Source organism: Mesorhizobium sp. B2-4-12 (assembly GCF_006441575.1).
Classification (GTDB): domain Bacteria; phylum Pseudomonadota; class Alphaproteobacteria; order Rhizobiales; family Rhizobiaceae; genus Mesorhizobium.
In genome coordinates, this window is the sequence record NZ_VFVC01000026.1 from 1 (window position 1) to 15,157 (window position 15,157).

General features: G+C 59.7%; 16 protein-coding genes, 1 tRNA gene and 2 pseudogenes. 9 read left to right on the forward strand and 10 right to left on the reverse strand.

Annotated features, from left to right (window positions below):
• Nucleotides 1-451 (reverse strand): annotated as a pseudogene (locus tag FJ934_RS16495) (flagellar motor protein MotB); the annotation flags it as partial.
• Nucleotides 452-648: 197 nt separating this feature from the next.
• Here FJ934_RS16495 and FJ934_RS16500 point away from each other — a divergent pair.
• Both FJ934_RS16500 and FJ934_RS16505 read left to right on the forward strand, forming a co-directional pair.
• Entirely contained in the window at nucleotides 649-1,095 is a 447-nt protein-coding gene (locus FJ934_RS16500) for a YcgN family cysteine cluster protein (RefSeq protein WP_140610717.1), read from the forward strand.
• A gap of 191 nt (nucleotides 1,096-1,286) precedes the next feature.
• Nucleotides 1,287-1,643, forward strand: a complete 357-nt coding sequence (locus tag FJ934_RS16505; RefSeq protein WP_140610654.1) for a hypothetical protein — start codon at nucleotides 1,287-1,289, stop codon at nucleotides 1,641-1,643.
• Nucleotides 1,644-1,789: 146 nt separating this feature from the next.
• On the opposite strand, the gene FJ934_RS16510 is transcribed toward FJ934_RS16505, so the two are convergent.
• On the reverse strand, nucleotides 1,790-2,500 hold the full coding sequence (locus FJ934_RS16510; RefSeq protein ID WP_140610655.1) for an SIMPL domain-containing protein: 711 nt from the start codon (nucleotides 2,498-2,500) through the stop codon (nucleotides 1,790-1,792).
• A 135-nt stretch (nucleotides 2,501-2,635) separates the two neighbouring features.
• Here FJ934_RS16510 and FJ934_RS16515 point away from each other — a divergent pair.
• The 3 genes from FJ934_RS16515 to FJ934_RS16525 all read left to right on the forward strand — a co-directional run bounded on the left by FJ934_RS16515 (nucleotide 2,636) and on the right by FJ934_RS16525 (nucleotide 4,904).
• A tRNA-Ile gene (locus FJ934_RS16515) sits at nucleotides 2,636-2,711 on the forward strand.
• Nucleotides 2,712-3,194: 483 nt separating this feature from the next.
• Nucleotides 3,195-3,821, forward strand: a complete 627-nt coding sequence (locus FJ934_RS16520) for a hypothetical protein (protein ID WP_140610718.1) — start codon at nucleotides 3,195-3,197, stop codon at nucleotides 3,819-3,821.
• Between the two features lie 6 nt (nucleotides 3,822-3,827).
• Complete coding sequence (locus FJ934_RS16525) at nucleotides 3,828-4,904, forward strand: XRE family transcriptional regulator (RefSeq protein WP_140610656.1); 1,077 nt, start codon at nucleotides 3,828-3,830, stop codon at nucleotides 4,902-4,904.
• Between the two features lie 72 nt (nucleotides 4,905-4,976).
• Here the strand turns inward: FJ934_RS16525 and FJ934_RS16530 are convergent, their stop codons facing one another.
• The 4 genes from FJ934_RS16530 to FJ934_RS16545 form a co-directional block, all read right to left on the reverse strand.
• Nucleotides 4,977-6,188: a site-specific integrase gene (locus FJ934_RS16530; RefSeq protein WP_140610657.1), complete on the reverse strand. Its 1,212-nt coding sequence runs from the start codon at nucleotides 6,186-6,188 to the stop codon at nucleotides 4,977-4,979.
• Between the two features lie 98 nt (nucleotides 6,189-6,286).
• Nucleotides 6,287-6,538, reverse strand: coding sequence for a hypothetical protein (locus tag FJ934_RS28430; protein ID WP_140610658.1), 252 nt, complete (start codon nucleotides 6,536-6,538; stop codon nucleotides 6,287-6,289).
• Between the two features lie 550 nt (nucleotides 6,539-7,088).
• Nucleotides 7,089-7,763 carry a hypothetical protein gene (locus FJ934_RS16540; protein WP_140610659.1) on the reverse strand — a complete coding sequence of 225 codons (675 nt, stop codon included), beginning with the start codon at nucleotides 7,761-7,763 and terminating at the stop codon, nucleotides 7,089-7,091.
• Between the two features lie 62 nt (nucleotides 7,764-7,825).
• The gene (locus FJ934_RS16545; RefSeq protein ID WP_140610660.1) at nucleotides 7,826-8,044 is read right to left on the reverse strand and encodes a hypothetical protein; all 219 of its coding nucleotides are present in this window, start codon (nucleotides 8,042-8,044) and stop codon (nucleotides 7,826-7,828) included.
• A gap of 136 nt (nucleotides 8,045-8,180) precedes the next feature.
• Between FJ934_RS16545 and FJ934_RS16550 the strand changes: the two genes are divergently transcribed.
• From FJ934_RS16550 to FJ934_RS16565, 4 genes and pseudogenes are all read left to right on the forward strand, one after another.
• Nucleotides 8,181-8,402 carry a DUF6471 domain-containing protein gene (locus tag FJ934_RS16550; RefSeq protein ID WP_140610661.1) on the forward strand — a complete coding sequence of 74 codons (222 nt, stop codon included), beginning with the start codon at nucleotides 8,181-8,183 and terminating at the stop codon, nucleotides 8,400-8,402.
• 245 nt (nucleotides 8,403-8,647) lie between these two features.
• On the forward strand, nucleotides 8,648-9,148 hold the full coding sequence (locus FJ934_RS16555; protein ID WP_140610662.1) for a helix-turn-helix domain-containing protein: 501 nt from the start codon (nucleotides 8,648-8,650) through the stop codon (nucleotides 9,146-9,148).
• Nucleotides 9,149-10,039: 891 nt separating this feature from the next.
• Nucleotides 10,040-10,480 (forward strand): hypothetical protein, encoded by a 441-nt coding sequence (locus FJ934_RS16560; protein ID WP_140610663.1) that lies wholly within the window; start codon nucleotides 10,040-10,042, stop codon nucleotides 10,478-10,480.
• A gap of 785 nt (nucleotides 10,481-11,265) precedes the next feature.
• A pseudogene (locus FJ934_RS16565) lies at nucleotides 11,266-11,477 on the forward strand (hypothetical protein); the annotation flags it as partial.
• Here the strand turns inward: FJ934_RS16565 and otnC are convergent.
• From otnC to FJ934_RS16585, 4 genes are read right to left on the reverse strand one after another with little or no spacing between them, the layout of a single operon-like run.
• Entirely contained in the window at nucleotides 11,428-12,090 is a 663-nt protein-coding gene (gene otnC, locus FJ934_RS16570) for a 3-oxo-tetronate 4-phosphate decarboxylase (protein ID WP_140610664.1), read from the reverse strand. The pseudogene FJ934_RS16565 and the gene otnC sit on opposite strands and share 50 nt — an antisense overlap.
• Nucleotides 12,087-13,346 carry a 3-oxo-tetronate kinase gene (gene otnK, locus FJ934_RS16575; RefSeq protein ID WP_140610665.1) on the reverse strand — a complete coding sequence of 420 codons (1,260 nt, stop codon included), beginning with the start codon at nucleotides 13,344-13,346 and terminating at the stop codon, nucleotides 12,087-12,089. The genes otnC and otnK overlap by 4 nt, the downstream gene beginning before the upstream one ends.
• Before the next feature lie 32 nt (nucleotides 13,347-13,378).
• The gene (gene denD, locus FJ934_RS16580; RefSeq protein WP_140610666.1) at nucleotides 13,379-14,365 is read right to left on the reverse strand and encodes a D-erythronate dehydrogenase; all 987 of its coding nucleotides are present in this window, start codon (nucleotides 14,363-14,365) and stop codon (nucleotides 13,379-13,381) included.
• A gap of 17 nt (nucleotides 14,366-14,382) precedes the next feature.
• Entirely contained in the window at nucleotides 14,383-15,156 is a 774-nt protein-coding gene (locus tag FJ934_RS16585; protein ID WP_140610667.1) for an enoyl-CoA hydratase-related protein, read from the reverse strand.
• Between the last annotated feature and the right edge of the window lies 1 nt (nucleotide 15,157).

Sequence of the window (15,157 nt, forward strand, 5' to 3'; positions counted from 1 at the left end):
GCTCCTCGGTTGCGGGAGCGGTTTCAGCGGCGGGCGCCTGCTCGGTCTGTTGCTGCTGCTGGTCGCGCTTCTTCCTGCGCGGCTGCTGCTCGTCGGTGGCGGGAGCGGCCTCGCCGGCGGGCGCCTGCTCGGTCTGTTGCTGCTGGTCCCGCTTCTTCCTGCGTGGCTGCTGCTCCTCGGTTGCGGGAGCGGTCTCAGCGGCGGGAGCCTGCTGGGTCTGTTGCTGCTCGCGCTTCTTGCGCTCGGGCTTCTGCTCGCCTTGCTGCTTCTGCGCGCAGGCTTCGGCTGATTCGCCCTCGGCGCAAGCCGCCTGAGCGAGGATGATTTGCACGGGACCGCGTTGCAGGGAGCCGAACGCGGCGCTTCCCTGAAGCGGGGATGCGCCTAACGGCGCGGATGCCATCAACAGGCCAAGTGCGGTGCCTGCCAGAATCCGTGGTTGGCGTTTCATTGAAAATTCTCCTTGTGGGGTCCCATCCTTGTCGAAAACCGATTTTAACGAAATTGGTTCCAGCTGCCCATGGGTAGGGGCCGTACAGGGCGATTGGCCGGCCTTTTGAAGGCAACTTCGTGTCATTCGGCTGGGGGTAGCCCATTGCGGCCATTGCGATGCTTGACCTTGGCGATTGCTGGGGCCACATCCCCGGGATGGAAACACCGTTCTGGAAAACAAAGACGCTGGAGGCGATGAGCCCGGCCGAGTGGGAATCGCTCTGCGACGGTTGCGGCAAATGCTGCCTGTCGAAGCTCGAGGACGAGGATACGGGCGAAATCTACTGGACCAGCGTCGGCTGCCGGCTGTTCGATGCGCAGACTTGCCGCTGCGCCGACTACGCCAACCGGCTGGCGCGCGTTCCCGATTGCGTCGGCCTGACGCCGCAGAACGTGGGTACCATCAGCTGGCTGCCCAGCACATGCGCCTACAGGCTGGTTGCCGAGGGCCGCGATCTCTACTGGTGGCACCGGCTGGTGTCGGGCAGTGCCGAGACCGTGCATGAGGCCGGCATCTCGATGCGCGGACGGGTCAAGGCGAGCGAAACCGACCTCGCCGAGCCGGAGGATTATTTTGACTATATGCTCGACGACGAGCCCTGAGGCTGGTGTCGGCAAGGCGCGCAGGGCAGGCCGTTTGAGACGCATTGTTCGAAAACCGGCGGAGGTTTCCTTTCCCGCCACATGAACCGCAGATGAACGGCGGGTTCGTAAATAGTTCAGACAGGCGAGTGCATTCTCCCACCATCGGTTTCACGAGGACGGGCGTTAGCCCGCAACAAGGAGAGAGAACCATGTACACCACGATCAAGACGGCGGCCCTTTCGGCGCTGGTCGGGCTCGGCACGCTGACCGCCATCCCCGCCCATGCCGGCAGCCTCTATCTGGGCTTCGGCAACAACCAGGATCCGCGCTTCGGCGTCTATGCCGGTGATGATGGGTATCGCTACCGTCGCGACGAGCGCCGCGACGATTGGCGCCGCGGCTGTTCGCCCGAACGTGCCCTCGACAAGGCCGACCGCATGGGACTGCGCCGTGCCCGCATCGTCGACGTCAACCGCCGCACGGTCAAGGTCATGGGCCGTCAGTACGGCGACCGCGTTGTCATCGTGTTCGCCAATGAGCGCGGTTGCCCCGTCATCGATCGCTGAAGCCTCTGGTAGCAGAGCCCCTTTCCCATCGGACGGGTGTGGCTCGACAAACCCCGCGGGAGCGATCCCGCGGGGTTTTTTCGCATCGGCTGTGGATCATCCGTCGTGGTCAGCGCCGGCGATGGAGACCGTTGCTTCCGTCGCCGTTACTTCAGTTCAAAGGTGACGGTGACCTGGACGTTGTAGGAATTCTCGCCGGCCTGCACCGGAGCCGCGCCTGCCGCGGCATCGAAAGCCTTGGCGTTGATCGGCATCGGCATCGGCCTGATGTTCTGATCGGTGATTTCGAGCACCCGGCCGAGGCTGACGCCGGCGGCCACGGCAAGCGTCTTGGCCTTGGCGATGGCGTCGGCGACCGCTTTCTTGCGGGCCTCGCTCACGGTGGCCGACGGATTGTCGTTGGTGAAGGCGATGCCGCCGCCCTGGTTGACGCCGAGCGAAACCGCCTTGTCGAGGATCTCGCCCGTCTTGTCGACGTCGCGCACGCGCACCGAAAGCGTGTTGGTCACCTGGTAGGCGACGAGCTCGGCCTCCTGGCTGCCGTCCGGCTTGTTGGTGTAGTTGTAGCGCGGATTGATCTGGATGCCGGCGGTCTGCAGGTCGCGATCCTTGATATCGGCCGCCTTCATCGCCGCGATCACCGCAGCCATGGCGTCGTTGTTGGCATCGAGCGCCGCACGCGCGGTCTTGGCTTCGCGCATCACGCTGAGCGTCAGCACCGCCAGATCGGGAGCGACGGTTGCCTCGCCTTCGCCGGACACGATGATGCGGGGCGGCGTCGGCAAATCGGCGGCTCCAGCCATCGCCGGAAAAGCGATTGCAGCGGCGAGCGCGAGAGGCAAAAGGTGTCTGGTCATGAAAATCTCCCTGGTCCGCGATCCTGTCGCGGATGCTCAACTAGGGCGCGAATATGGGCTGATTTGGGCGATCTGTGAAAGCCCGCAGGGAAAGCCTTGTGCCGTCGAAGGAAAAACATTAATCCAGCCCGCGTGGGGCCTGTAGCTCAATGGTTAGAGCCGGCGGCTCATAACCGCTTGGTTGGGGGTTCGAGTCCCTCCGGGCCCACCATAACTATTGATTTCTTTCTTGAAAATTGCCGTTGGCCCATAACGTTGTGGGCCCATTATGGGCCCGCACAACGGGGCAAACTCGCTTTGTTCCTGCAAAACTGTACGAGAGGGCGATGCCAGCGATCAGAACGAATACCCTCGCATTGGCACCTGACCATGTGGCGCGGATGAGAAGCCGGGTACCGACCAGCCTGCAAGCTGCCGACCGGACCCAAATGCCAGACGTATCCGACCGACGTGATCGGAACACCGTCCGCGTCATGCGCATTGCGACACCGGCGACGAAGCCGACAACGGTAAGAACGCCGCCGCCAGAGAATTTGGTCCGAAGGGCGGCAGGAAGCGCGCCGCCAATATGTCACCGGCGCGCTGAGAAGGCGGCGCCAAGCTTTGGGGAAAAGTTGCATAGCGCTTGCGTGTTAAGAATTTTTACCATACCGTAGGGGAAGATTCGTTAACACGGAGAACCGTTGTGCCTGAAATGCCCAAAATGGTTCCGACCCGTATCCTTAGGGAGGACTGGCAAGTTCTGCCCCGCCTTGAAGAGCTTCAGCTTGATAAGGCCAAGCTCTTGAACATACGCGCTACGGCAGTCGGCGCGGCAGCCGATACCACGCCTTACCATCCCGCGAACACGGCCGGCACTCTGTCCTATCACTTCGGCACTTTCGCTCTCAGGAATGAGTTTGTCGGCAAGGTCTGGGTGCTTGATCGCACCAACGGCGTCGAGACCATTAAGAACGAGGCCAAGCGCATCAAAATAGTCTTCGCCAATGTGGACATTGCTTGCAACGACGACCACCCGCCCAAGCCGCGTTCTACCAAAGGTGCCGGCGCCGAGCGTCTGTGCGTCGGCAACGATCTGTTCGGCGGTCTCCCGCACTATGCCCCCGCCGTCGCCGAGGCCGGCTGGACCGTCTACTACTTGATGGTGGCCCCTAACGGGGTAGTGGAACTCAGCTGCCCGCTCCTTAAGAACGGCACTTTCCAACACTTTGTGGAGCGCCTTTACCTCTCTGACGGCAGCGACCTCCACAAAGAGCCGAAGTTGTCGCTTGACGACGATGACGCCGCCGATTTTGATCCGCAGGTTGCTCGTAAGAAATAAAGTGTCATGGCATTCAATCCGAAAAGACTCATCCTCGCCCGGAAACGGCGGCGGGTGACCGGCAAGGGACTCGCTGAGGCGGCCGGCTTGTCGCCGATCACTGTGTCGCGCGTCGAGAATGGAGAGAATGAGCCCGACGAGGCTACAGTGGATAGGTTTGCGGAAGCGCTCGCCTATCCGACGGCCTTCTTCTATCTTGATGACCCTGACGAACTCGATACTACGGCTGTCAGTTTTCGAAGCCTCTCGAAAATGAGCTCAAAGGAACGCGATGCCGCCATCAATGCCGGCCGCCTTGGCTTACAATTGAGCGATTGGCTTGAGGGGCAGTTTAGCCTGCCTGACGCCAACGTGGTGGACCTCAGCTACGAAACAGACCCAGAAGCAGCTGCACGCACTCTGCGCGCCTATTGGAGCCTAGGAGAAAAGCCTGTTGGCAACATGCTTGGTCTTTTGGAAGTCCAAGGGGTTAGAGTGTTCTCCCTTTCGGAAGCGACTAGTTCGGTGGACGCCTTCTCATTCTGGCGCGACGAACGTCCATTTGTTTTTTTGAACAACTACAAAACTGCGGAACACAGCATCTTTGATGCTGCCCATGAGCTATGCCACTTGGTGATGCACCGCCACGCCGGCTCTCAGCTATCAAGAACCGCCGAACGCGAGGCGAACCAATTCGCTTCGGCATTTTTGATGCCGGAAAACGATGTGCGTTCACGTATGCCACGGTTCATCACCGTCGATCTTATTATTCGCGCAAAGGCCCGCTGGCGGGTCTCGGCGATGGCGATGGCCTACAGGCTTCGTTCGTTAGATTTGCTTAGCGAGTGGCAATACAAATCTGCCTGCATTGAGCTAGGCCGCCGGGGCTATCGAAGTGGCGAGCCAAACGGTATCGAGCGCGAGACATCAGCGGTTTGGAGGAAAATTCTCGCTCACCTGTGGAGCGAGAAAGTTACAAAGCACGAAATTGCGGCCCTTCTGCATCTCCCACCAGATGAGCTTGAAGGGCTGATTTGGGGACTGGCCGGGCCAGTAGTCCGACCAGATCGGGACGATAGCCGCGCTAACTTGCGCCTAATTTAATGTGAAGACGGACGTCAGCGTGACCTCGCGTCGCGCCCAAAGCCATGCAGCTGGCTGGCTAAGCCCAAACGCTCAGCGTGAGCCGTCTAATGGCTGCCTGACGACCTGAATGGCTGTGCGGCGCTTCATCGCATCGCGTTTAGCCTCCCGTTCGTTGACGGCACGAGCGATATCCACCGCGATCCGCTTCTTGTTAGCCTCGCGGACATAGTCATCAGTCACCGTCATTGAGGAATGGCCCATAGCCTCCATAATGGCGCGCGCCTGGATGTTGCATTCGGCGAGGTAGGTTCCGAAGGTGCGGCGCAAGCCATGGAGGGTGTAGCCGTCTGGAATTCCTGCCTGCCGGGTCCAGTGCTGCATCATCCCGGTCAGGCTCTTTTCCGAGAACGACGTTTTGTAGGCATTCTTCAAGACGGTACCGCCTTGGGAACGGTCGAGCGGCTCCAGCGCCTCTGCCAGCTTGTCGACGACCGGAATGAACATTTCTCGACCGCCGTGTCGATTGCGGTTCTTTTTCTGGCGGAAGTCGAAGGCTTCGATCAATTCCAATGAGCCATCGAACAGCTCGATCTCTTCGGTCATAAGATCGTTCCACTCCAGCGCTGCGATGTCGCCGCGCCGGTTTCCGAGCCAAAAGCCCAACGCGTAGCATGTGCGCGCAGGGGTGCCGATCGGATGTCGCGCCTCAAATTTCTCCCGGACGGCGACTGGCCAGGCTGGGTTCCTCGTGGACTTGGGCACGCGCACTCGGATCGACAGCGACGGGTCATCCTGCGCCTTGATCCATTTTTCAACTTCCGTCGCGACCCACAGCAGCTTCTTGATCGCCACCAACATGTGCTTTGCAACGGTGCGATTGGTCGCGAAAATGGCTTCGATGACAGCGCGGAGCCGATCTGCGTCGAGATGCTCCACCGGAGTGTCGCGCCAGGTCAGAGGGTATTCGGGCTCGACCTTCAGGTTCAGAAAGCGTTCGATCAGTCGTGCGTTCTTCTGCTGGGTCGCACTGTCAAAGTCCAGCCATTCCATCGTGCCCTCAAGCCGTCTTGCGGCATGACCAAAGGTCTTCGGCAGCGCTCGACCTGGCAAGTCGATGATCGCAGCTTTTCTACCCAGGCCCTGGACCGCCTTTTGGTATTCGGCTTCGAACTCCGGATCTCCGGGCTTCCCGGGAAGACGAATCTCGGGCATGCTCTTGGCGCGGTAGCGGTAGACGACCTTTCCATTTTTGACCCGCGACGAAACGCCGGGGTATCGGTCGTTCTTGAACGGCCTAGCCATCAATTATCCTTCCAGTTGCCGCGGTGTTTCGACCGGACGTTCCGGTCGATCGAGGGCCTTGTCTCTGACTATGCGCCGGCAGCCGATGCTCTATGCCCTCAGGTCTTCCTTGCCGCGCGGCTGCTCCGTTCAAGAAGGGCCCGTAGATCACTCTTCTTGTCGGGCAAGGACGTGAATGCGATGTCAAGCGCAACGCGGTCCCAGATCGTGCGGCTGTTAACGTGCTTTGGCGTAGGCATTCGTCCATCAGCGACCATCTCGTCGAAGAGTGTTGATCCGACACCAACATATCGTGCAGCTTCATGTCTCGAGAGCCCCCGGGGCGGGTAAGAAATCGTGTCATACGTCATGCAGATCGCCTGGTGCCTAAACGCGTTTGTAGGCCGCATCTAAGGGGGCGGGCGCGGGGTGCCGATGGGCAATCTGTACGATACTATAGGGCAAGAGCCCTTTTTCGGCCCGATGCACTACGAGCGCGAGTGCTATTAGTCAAAAATCCAAATTTTTACTCGTGCCTTGGTCGGCACTATTCCCGCCGCTACCCAGTCCTTTCTCTCGAAAAAAGGTATACTCCTTCCGACGCTGCCCCCAGGCGCGCGAGCCATCGAAAGATCCGGGCGCTGAGCTTGTTCCAAAATGCTCGGGCCAACATGCAGGTTGCAGGACAGAAATGCCGCCGGAAAATCCATCGGGCTGCGCTGGAGCGTGCCATGAATTCCTTTCGAGCAGACGGCGCCCGCTGAGCCCTTGTAGGCGTCGGCAGGGAGCCGCTGGCGATCGGCAATGGTGGCGAGATCGGTCGGTGAATGTTGGCGCTGAGAAGCATAATGGAACGATCATCGATTTCTTGAGGAGGGGGCGTGACCCACGTGAGGCGGAACGCCGGACGATGATCCAGGATCATTCTTTCGGCACGATACGTTCGACGGCCTCCCGCATCCTAACCACTTTCCGCTGGCCTCGCTCCTGGACGAAGTCATGCAGTTGGTCAAATGAGATGGTCGGTACAAAGTCCGCAGTGACTATCGCGCCAGCCCGATAGGTGAAGGTCAGCGCCATTGCTCCGACCAGGTTTACCCGCGAGGCGAGGAAGGAAGTGAGTTCGTTGAGACGGGCGCCATGGGCATACAACAGAGCTTGGGCCGTGGGAGATCTGTTGATCGTGACATTGCTGACAAGCAGTTCATACCGCCTCCACCACATCAGCTCCCCTAGTCCTCGCCCCGAAACCGCGTTGGGGGAGCGGGCTGTGGCCGCGTAATTCGCCAGAAAGTCCTCGTCATACAGGATCTCCAAATCACCGCGCGCCCAGTTAATCTCCGCATAGCCCCTCTGGTTAATGCGGGCGTCGAGGAACACCCGGGGTTTCCGGTTCTCATCGCGCAAGGTGGCGCTCCAGTTGGCCGGGTCTGTCAGCATGTCGACGTGCTCCTTGTTAAGGCCGCAGTTGTAGGCCTCGTCGTCCAGCATCCAGGCCAGATCCTCGCTCAGCCTGGATGTCCCGGTCTGATGACGCTTTCGCGCAAGCGCCAGATAGCCGGAGCTAGAGATTGAGGGGTCGAAGGGTTCAAGCATTTTTAAAGTCCTGTGGAGGAGCGGGGCTGGGTGCCGTGAAATACGGCCGTTTCATCGCTATGTTAGGAGCGAGTCATCCGCTCGAAGCGGCCCATGACATGGTGGTAGACTTCGGGCGCCTCGTGGCCGGCGTCCATCATCAGGGTAGCGGCCTGCCGCAACGTTTCGATCGTCGGCTCAAGGGCGTGGAAATTGTCGTCGTCATAATGGAGGTCCAGTTCTGAGGAGAGTTCGCGCAGGAGGTCGGTCAGCACTTTTGCGGTTGTCTGGTCGATGGTCATGTCGTGGGTTCCTAGTCAGGCTTGAGTGATCTGCAATATATCGTTTTGAGTATAAAACTGGAGGTTTGAGATATATAAATATGAAGCTGCGCCGCGCAATAGGTCGAGCAATATTTTTTCCGTGGAGAATGTCCCGGTGACCGAGACCGAATGGCAGCGGCTGCTCAGCGGGCTCGTGAAGGCCGAACTGAAGCTGCGGGGGCTCAGCTACGCCGACCTGGTTGAAAAGCTGGCAGACATCGGCGTTCACGAGAAAGAGGTGAATATCGCCAACAAGCTCTCCCGAGGAAGCTTCACCGCCGTTTGGCTAGCCCAGTGCCTCACGGCCATCGGCTCGCAGAGGCTGAAGCTCGACTGACCTGGAGGGGGCGCTTGCGCCTCGCGCGTGTTGTGGGTAGCCGCAGTAACTGCAGCTCCGGTTGAACACTCCGGGTTTTGCCTTGGGCTTGGCACTGGTTTTGGCGCTGGCGGGGTCGCACTCGATCCGGAGCCGATCGCGAGGGAAGGAATTGCCTTCCCCTATAGTATTGCGAAGAACGTACCTAGCGCGTGAAGCGCGACGGGGCCACATCCCGGTCGGACCAACGTAATGAAAGGAACCACATGTCCGACGAATATTTGAGGGTAACAGAAGTCGCCGAATTGCTTGGCATGCGCGAAGAAGATGTTCTGCGAATGGCTCAGCACGGCCTGCTGCCTCAGCCGGTTACCATTGATGGGAAGCCGCACTTCCCAAAGGAGCCGATCTTGCTTCGACGCGAGGAAGAGGATGAGGCTGTCCCTTCTGCAGGCGTTTACCTCTCTGCGGGAGAGGACTTTTTCTACTACAAGGTGGTGGAGGCCAGCCACATGGTAATTTACAAGAATTGGCCATTCGCTGCCTTCACGCTCTGGGACGGAAGCCTTCACATCCGCCCTTGGCTCACCCACATGGTTGACGATCTTCCCGATCACCAGGACATTCTGCTTTCGTGTCAGAACGAAAATGTCCCGGAGGTCAGGTTGGAAGATCTGCCCGAGCCAGCTTCAATCGTGTGGGGATACCGGTGGGTGGGGCAATACGATCTGGGAGACGTGGCTATAGCTCCGACCGTAAAGCATTAGGCCCGGAAAACCCTTGGGCCCCCTTGTGGGGTGGCAGAGTGCTTGGCTCGCGTGGACATGCCGTCCTGTTGGACTCCGAAGTGGTTGCCACCTCCACCACTTTGCCCCTGACCAACGAGGCGTGCCTAATTCGGGCATTAGTGAAGCAGTGAGGCAGCGCCTCCTCCTTAGCCTCGATGCTCAGTTCACCTCACGGCGGTCAGGGCACAGTATGCAGCACGACGCATCGCTCGGCCAAAGCCAGATCCCGCTCATGCAAGGCGCGGACGAAGAGCCCTGCCGCCAGGCTGGTGTGCGTCATAAGCACCGGCTCCCATGCCCCGGACTAAAAGGGCTCCGATGCCCCGGACAAGCGCCTGCGCCAGATCGACTGTAAGTAGTGGTCTGGCGCGGGTGGCTGCAACTGTACATTGCGGTGGACTTAGGCGCCGGCGCTGGCGCGGGTAAATCAGCGCGCCACGGAAATTTTAGGTTACGCGCCCCTCGATTTTCCCACCAGGGGCGCCCAATCTCACGGAGGAAGGACGATGTCCACCCATACTACCGGCCGGCCAAGCTTGAGCAGCGGCTCGAAGCCATCGAACGGAACCGGCTTGAGGCCGTTCGCTACCTTGAAGAGGCCAAGCTTCGTCGGCCGGCCGGTAGAGTGCTCGAACCGATCGTGTTGACACATCGATCGAGAAAGTCGGGGCAAGCCCGTTCAAAACGTTTGGCTTCCTCCTATATTAATTACTCTCTTCTCTCTCCATTCCCCAATGCGAGGAAGAGTAATGAGGCATCAAAAATTTTCTAATTAAGTTCTGACTGTGAAAAACTTGTCCTATAGTATTTTTTTTATTTTACATTTTGAATTGACAACTTTTCATACCCTCAAAACTCATCGGAGCACCCATGGCACGGCCTAAAACGGCACTTCGTGATCGTATCGCCACGCGGTCAACCCGCAAGGGCGACCACCTGCTCTGGAATGGTCAGATGCGAGGCGGTCGACCACACCTCTGCCGTGTCGGTAACCCGGCCCGTGTTCTGCTTGGACTGACCGAGCACCCCGACTACCAGATAAGGCGCAACACCAGCCTGTGCCAAGAACCGAACTGCATCGAGCCCGAGCACTTCAGGGTGATCAGGGAGCGTCGGTACAAGTTTGACGACGCGCCCAACTCACCATGGCGCGACCCCCGCGACCGGAGCGCGAGCCAGTTCACCGACCAAGAACTCGAAGAGATCGAGATGGAGGCCGAGGCTGGCACCAGCGAGGACCAGCTCAAGGAATACTACCGCCCCGAGATGGTAGCCGAGATCCTCGCCCGCGCCACCGCCCGGTCCACCTAAGCAACAGCAACTGCAACAGCAAGCAAGGAGCGCGTGCGCCCATGACCGGATTTCAACACAAGGGTGCTGGCATCCCTCTTGCATAAGGACTGCATGTAGCAACGATTGGGATTCGGCGATGCGACTGAACGTTCGACCTGGGCGAAAGCCAGGTTCCCCAAAGAGAATATACTCTGAGCCGCTGCAAACTGCAGAATTGCAGGTTTGCGAAAATACCGTCACGATTTCCATCATCGCCGATGATATCTACACAAGAAACTCCAAACAACGCTATGAGATAGCGTTCACCGAAGCCGAAATAGGTTTGCTTGCTGTCACACTGAGAAGCGGCTCGCTCGGTGACCCATCGAAGGACGAATGTTAAAAGTCGATGAATCGAAGAAGCACTTCGGAAACGATGTTTGGTAGGGCTTGCTTCAGCGATTTACTGCTAAATAGAACGTGGCGGCTCCGGCCCTGGGGTAGGGTTGCCTGAAAGCCAGAGCCGCCGGCGCGGTACGGCAACAGGACCGCGCTGTCCTATTCTGAGACAGCGCGGTCTACAATTAGTTAATTCTAATGAACCTTATGGGCGGCAGGGCGCCGTGGCGTTTAGCCGGTCCGGGATGATGCCTTCGACGACCTAAAGCGGCTCTGGCCCACGACCAAACGCCTAAGGGCGGATTCAGCCCGTCTTTCCGGCTCGAATCATGGCACGAATAATCGCCAATTCGCAGTATCCACCAGCTGTGCTTCGAGTGTCTTGCAATACTCAGCGTTCTTCCGGTTTCCTACGAGAGCCACGACAACTCCGGACCCATCTCGCCGACTTCGTTGCCGCCTACAACTTCGCCCGCAGGCTCAAGACCCTCAAAGGTCTCACACCCTACGAGTTCATCTGCAAGGCGTGGGTCTCACAACCGGAACGTTTCAAACTCCGCTCCAGCAAATGCCGGGACCAAACACCTTCAGGGCTCGCCGAAAGTCGCCCGGAGTTCCCCGATCTGGTCAGCATTGAGGGGTCGAGTCTCTGACCCTCGCAAAAGCAAAAAAAGCTTGGCGGTCTCTTCGAGGTCCTCGATCGCATAAACCGCCGCTTCAAGACTTTTACCGGAGACCAGCGGACCATGGTTTGCGAGGAGAACGGCCGGGCCGCGCGTGGCGGCTGCCCGGATGTCAGGGGCTAGTGCGGGATCACCAGGTCTGCGATACCTGAGCAATGGCAGCTTGCCGATTTTCATAACAAAGTACGGTGTTAGCGGCGGTAAGCAGTCATCTTCCGGTAGACCGCACATGCACGACACCGCCGCGGAGTGTGTCGCATGAAGGTGAACGATCGCCACAGATTGCGGCCGCGCGCCGTACATGGCCAGATGGAGCACGGTCTCTTTGGAAGGAGCGTCGCCCTCCACCAGCTTACCTTCGAAGTCGACGACACTGAGCCGTGCCGGGTCCAAAGCTCCAAGAGAAGCATTGGTAGGCGTTACGACGTAGCCGCCCTCGACGCGAACGCTGAGATTGCCACTGCTGCCCGCAGTCAGGCCGCGTGTGAACAGGCTCTGGGCATGGCTCATGATGCCGTCGCGGGCGTTACTGAGAGCCCGTTCGCGAGATGGCACAACACTGCTCATGACAGTTTCTCCCAAGCTGATAAGAAGAAATCAACCGGGCCGAAATTTCCGGACTTAAGCGCCAGCGCCACTTTTGAACCGTTAACATCTGCGATTGTCCACGGCACGCCCGGGGCAATCGTCGCGCCGATCGCCAAGGCGTCGATCCCGAGCGCCCCTACAACAGCGCCAGACGTTTCGCCACCCGCGACGATCAACCGGCGCACACCACGTTCCACAAGCTCTTTCGCGATGCGCGCCAGTGTAGACTCGACCAGCTGCCCTGAGGCAGCAACTCCCAACTTCTGCTGGACTTGGCGTACCTTATCCGGCGTAGCAGTTGCGTAGACCAATATGGGCGCGTCACCCAACTGCGGCGCAGCCCAGTCCAGAAAATGGGAGACCACTGCATCCGGGTCGTTCGCCAAGGCCATGGGGTCGATCCGGTACGTCGGCAGGCCATTGGCTTGCATGAGGGCCACCTGCCGATTGGTCGCCAGCGAGCAACTGCCGGATATCACGGCAGCTGGTCCGGTGATCGACACCCTCAACGCGCCAGAACCCTTGGACGACAGGTTGCGAGCGATACCGAGGCCAAGACCGGAACCGCCGCTGACGAACTTCAATCCAGTACAGGCGGCTCCAATTTCAACCAAGTCGGCGTCGACAATCACATCGATGACCGCGTACCGAACGCCGATGTCGGCCATGGCGTCGAGGCGAGCGCGGATGGCCCCTCTCCCCTGCCGCACCGTTCCGTGATCGACGAGGTCAACTCTCGCAGGCGTTTGCGCCGCCAGGAGCCGTATCAGGCTACTATCGGTCATAGGCGTGAGTGGGTGATCGCGCATCCCCGACTCGTCAAGGGGCTGATCCCCGACGAACAGATGACCCTTGTAAACTGTCCGGCCGTTTGCGGGCAGAGCCGGGCTGACCACGGTAATCGACGCGCCGATTTCCGTGGCCAGCATGTCCGCGACCGGGCCGATATTGCCGTCCGGCGTAGAGTCGAAGGTCGAGCAGTATTTGAAGAATATCTGCTCTGCACCTGCTTCGCGCAGCCAATCCAGGGCCTGCCGAGAGAGGGCGACCGCTTCGGCGACCGGCGTGGTGCGCGACTTCAGGGCGACAACAACTGCATCATAGCCTCGCGCGGCGTCCAGGTGCGCTTTGGTGGGCACGCCGATGAACTGGATGGTCTTAATCCCTTCCTCGACGAGCATGCTCGCCAGGTCGGTCGCACCGGTGAAATCGTCTGCTATACAGCCGAGAAGCATGAAATTTCCCAGATATCCGAAGTGAAGTCTGTTCAGTTTAAGGTGCCGCCGAGCTCGTCCTCGATATGAACGTGGATGATCTCGTCCATCGAGGTTTCGGCGGCGAAGCCCAGATCCTTCGCGCGGGTTGCAGTGAAACCCCGAGGCCATGACGACACGATCTCGAAGACGGTGGGGTCTGGCTCTTCTCGGATCAGGTCCACCGCGCCGTCCCCCGCGACGCGGCGCAACGCGTCGATCTGGTCGCCCACTGTCGCCGATACGCCGGGGAGATTTATGCTTCGACGTGCTCCGAGCGTCTTGAGGTCGATCGCTGCGGCATGGACCAAGGCGGTGATAGCGGAACGCGGGCTTGCGAACCAGTGCCGCAACGTTCTCGGCACAGGCAGCACTGAAGGGTGGCCAGCCAACGGCTCGCGGATGATTCCCGAGTAGAAGCCTGATGCCGCCTTGTTCGGCTTGCCGGGCCGGACGCAAATGGTCGGGAGACGAAGCGCGATACCGTCGAAGAAGCCGCGCCGGGAATAATCCGCCAAAAGCAGCTCACAGATCGCCTTCTGTGTCCCGTAGCTGGAAAGCGGCGCAAGGACAAAGTCATCCGGAATCTCGTCAGGCAACGGTTGGCCAAAGACGGCGAGCGAAGATGTGAAGACGACCCGGGGACGGTATGCACGCTTCTCGCCTTCGAGTCGGATCGCTTCGAAAAGGAACCGGGTGCCATCAAGGTTGATGCGATAGCCCTTCTCGAAATTCGCTTCCGCATCGCTAGAGACGATCGCTGCCAGATGGAAGATTACATCCGGGCGTGACGCAGCCAAGCTTGCGGCCGCGCCAGCCTGCGAAAGATCCGAAGTGATGCAATCTACCGCTGCGCCGGTGAGTGCCACGCTCACCGGCGGCACCAGGTCAACCAAGGAGAGCTGGGTGATTGCGGCTCCGCCCAGCCCTCCTTCTTTGACTAACCGATCGCTCAACTTGCGACCGATCATGCCGGCCGCCCCGATGATCAAAACATGCATGGCATCGTCCCGTATGATTAGCGCCCGGACCAGGTCGGACGGCGCTTTTCAGCAAATGCCGTCATGCCTTCGACCCGGTCTTCCGACTGAAAGACCCTAAGCAGGCCATCGCGCTCCCAGCGAAGACCGTCAGACAATCCCCCCTCATCAACACGTCGGATCAGCGACTTGGTCACGGTGACTGAGAGCGGCGCGTTGGCAGCAATAACATTTGCCAGCTCGATCGCCGTCTGCACGACAAGGTCGTCCCCGACTACGTCACAGACCAATCCTGCTTGTTTGGCCTCTTGGGCTGAAAGTGGGGCGCCGGTCAGTAGCATCTTGGTGGCGACCTGCCGGCCCACGAGGCGAGGTAACCGCTGCGTACCCCCGTCACCAGCCATACCCCCGATCTTGACTTCCGGTTGGCTGAACTGCGCACTGGTTCCCGCGACCACAAGGTCACAGATCATCGCGAGTTCGTTGCCGGCGCCGTAGGCAAAACCACGAACCGCCGCGATCAAGGGCTTCGGAAAAGTCTCGATCGCCCGCCACGCCGCCAACCTCTCTTCATCGAGAATGGCAGCAATGCCTCTGTCGTTCACCTCAAGGATGTCGGCTCCGGCCGAGAATGCACGCTCGTCGCCGGTGATAATTACCGCGCGTATGGTGCCGGAGGACGCGGCCTTCGCAAGCGCCTGGGCGATATCAACCACGAGTTGCTTCGTGAGCGCGTTCCGGCGCTGCGGCCGGTTGAGCCGCAGGAGCAATACTCCATCGGTTGGTGTCTCTTCGAGCAGATGCTGGTCCATG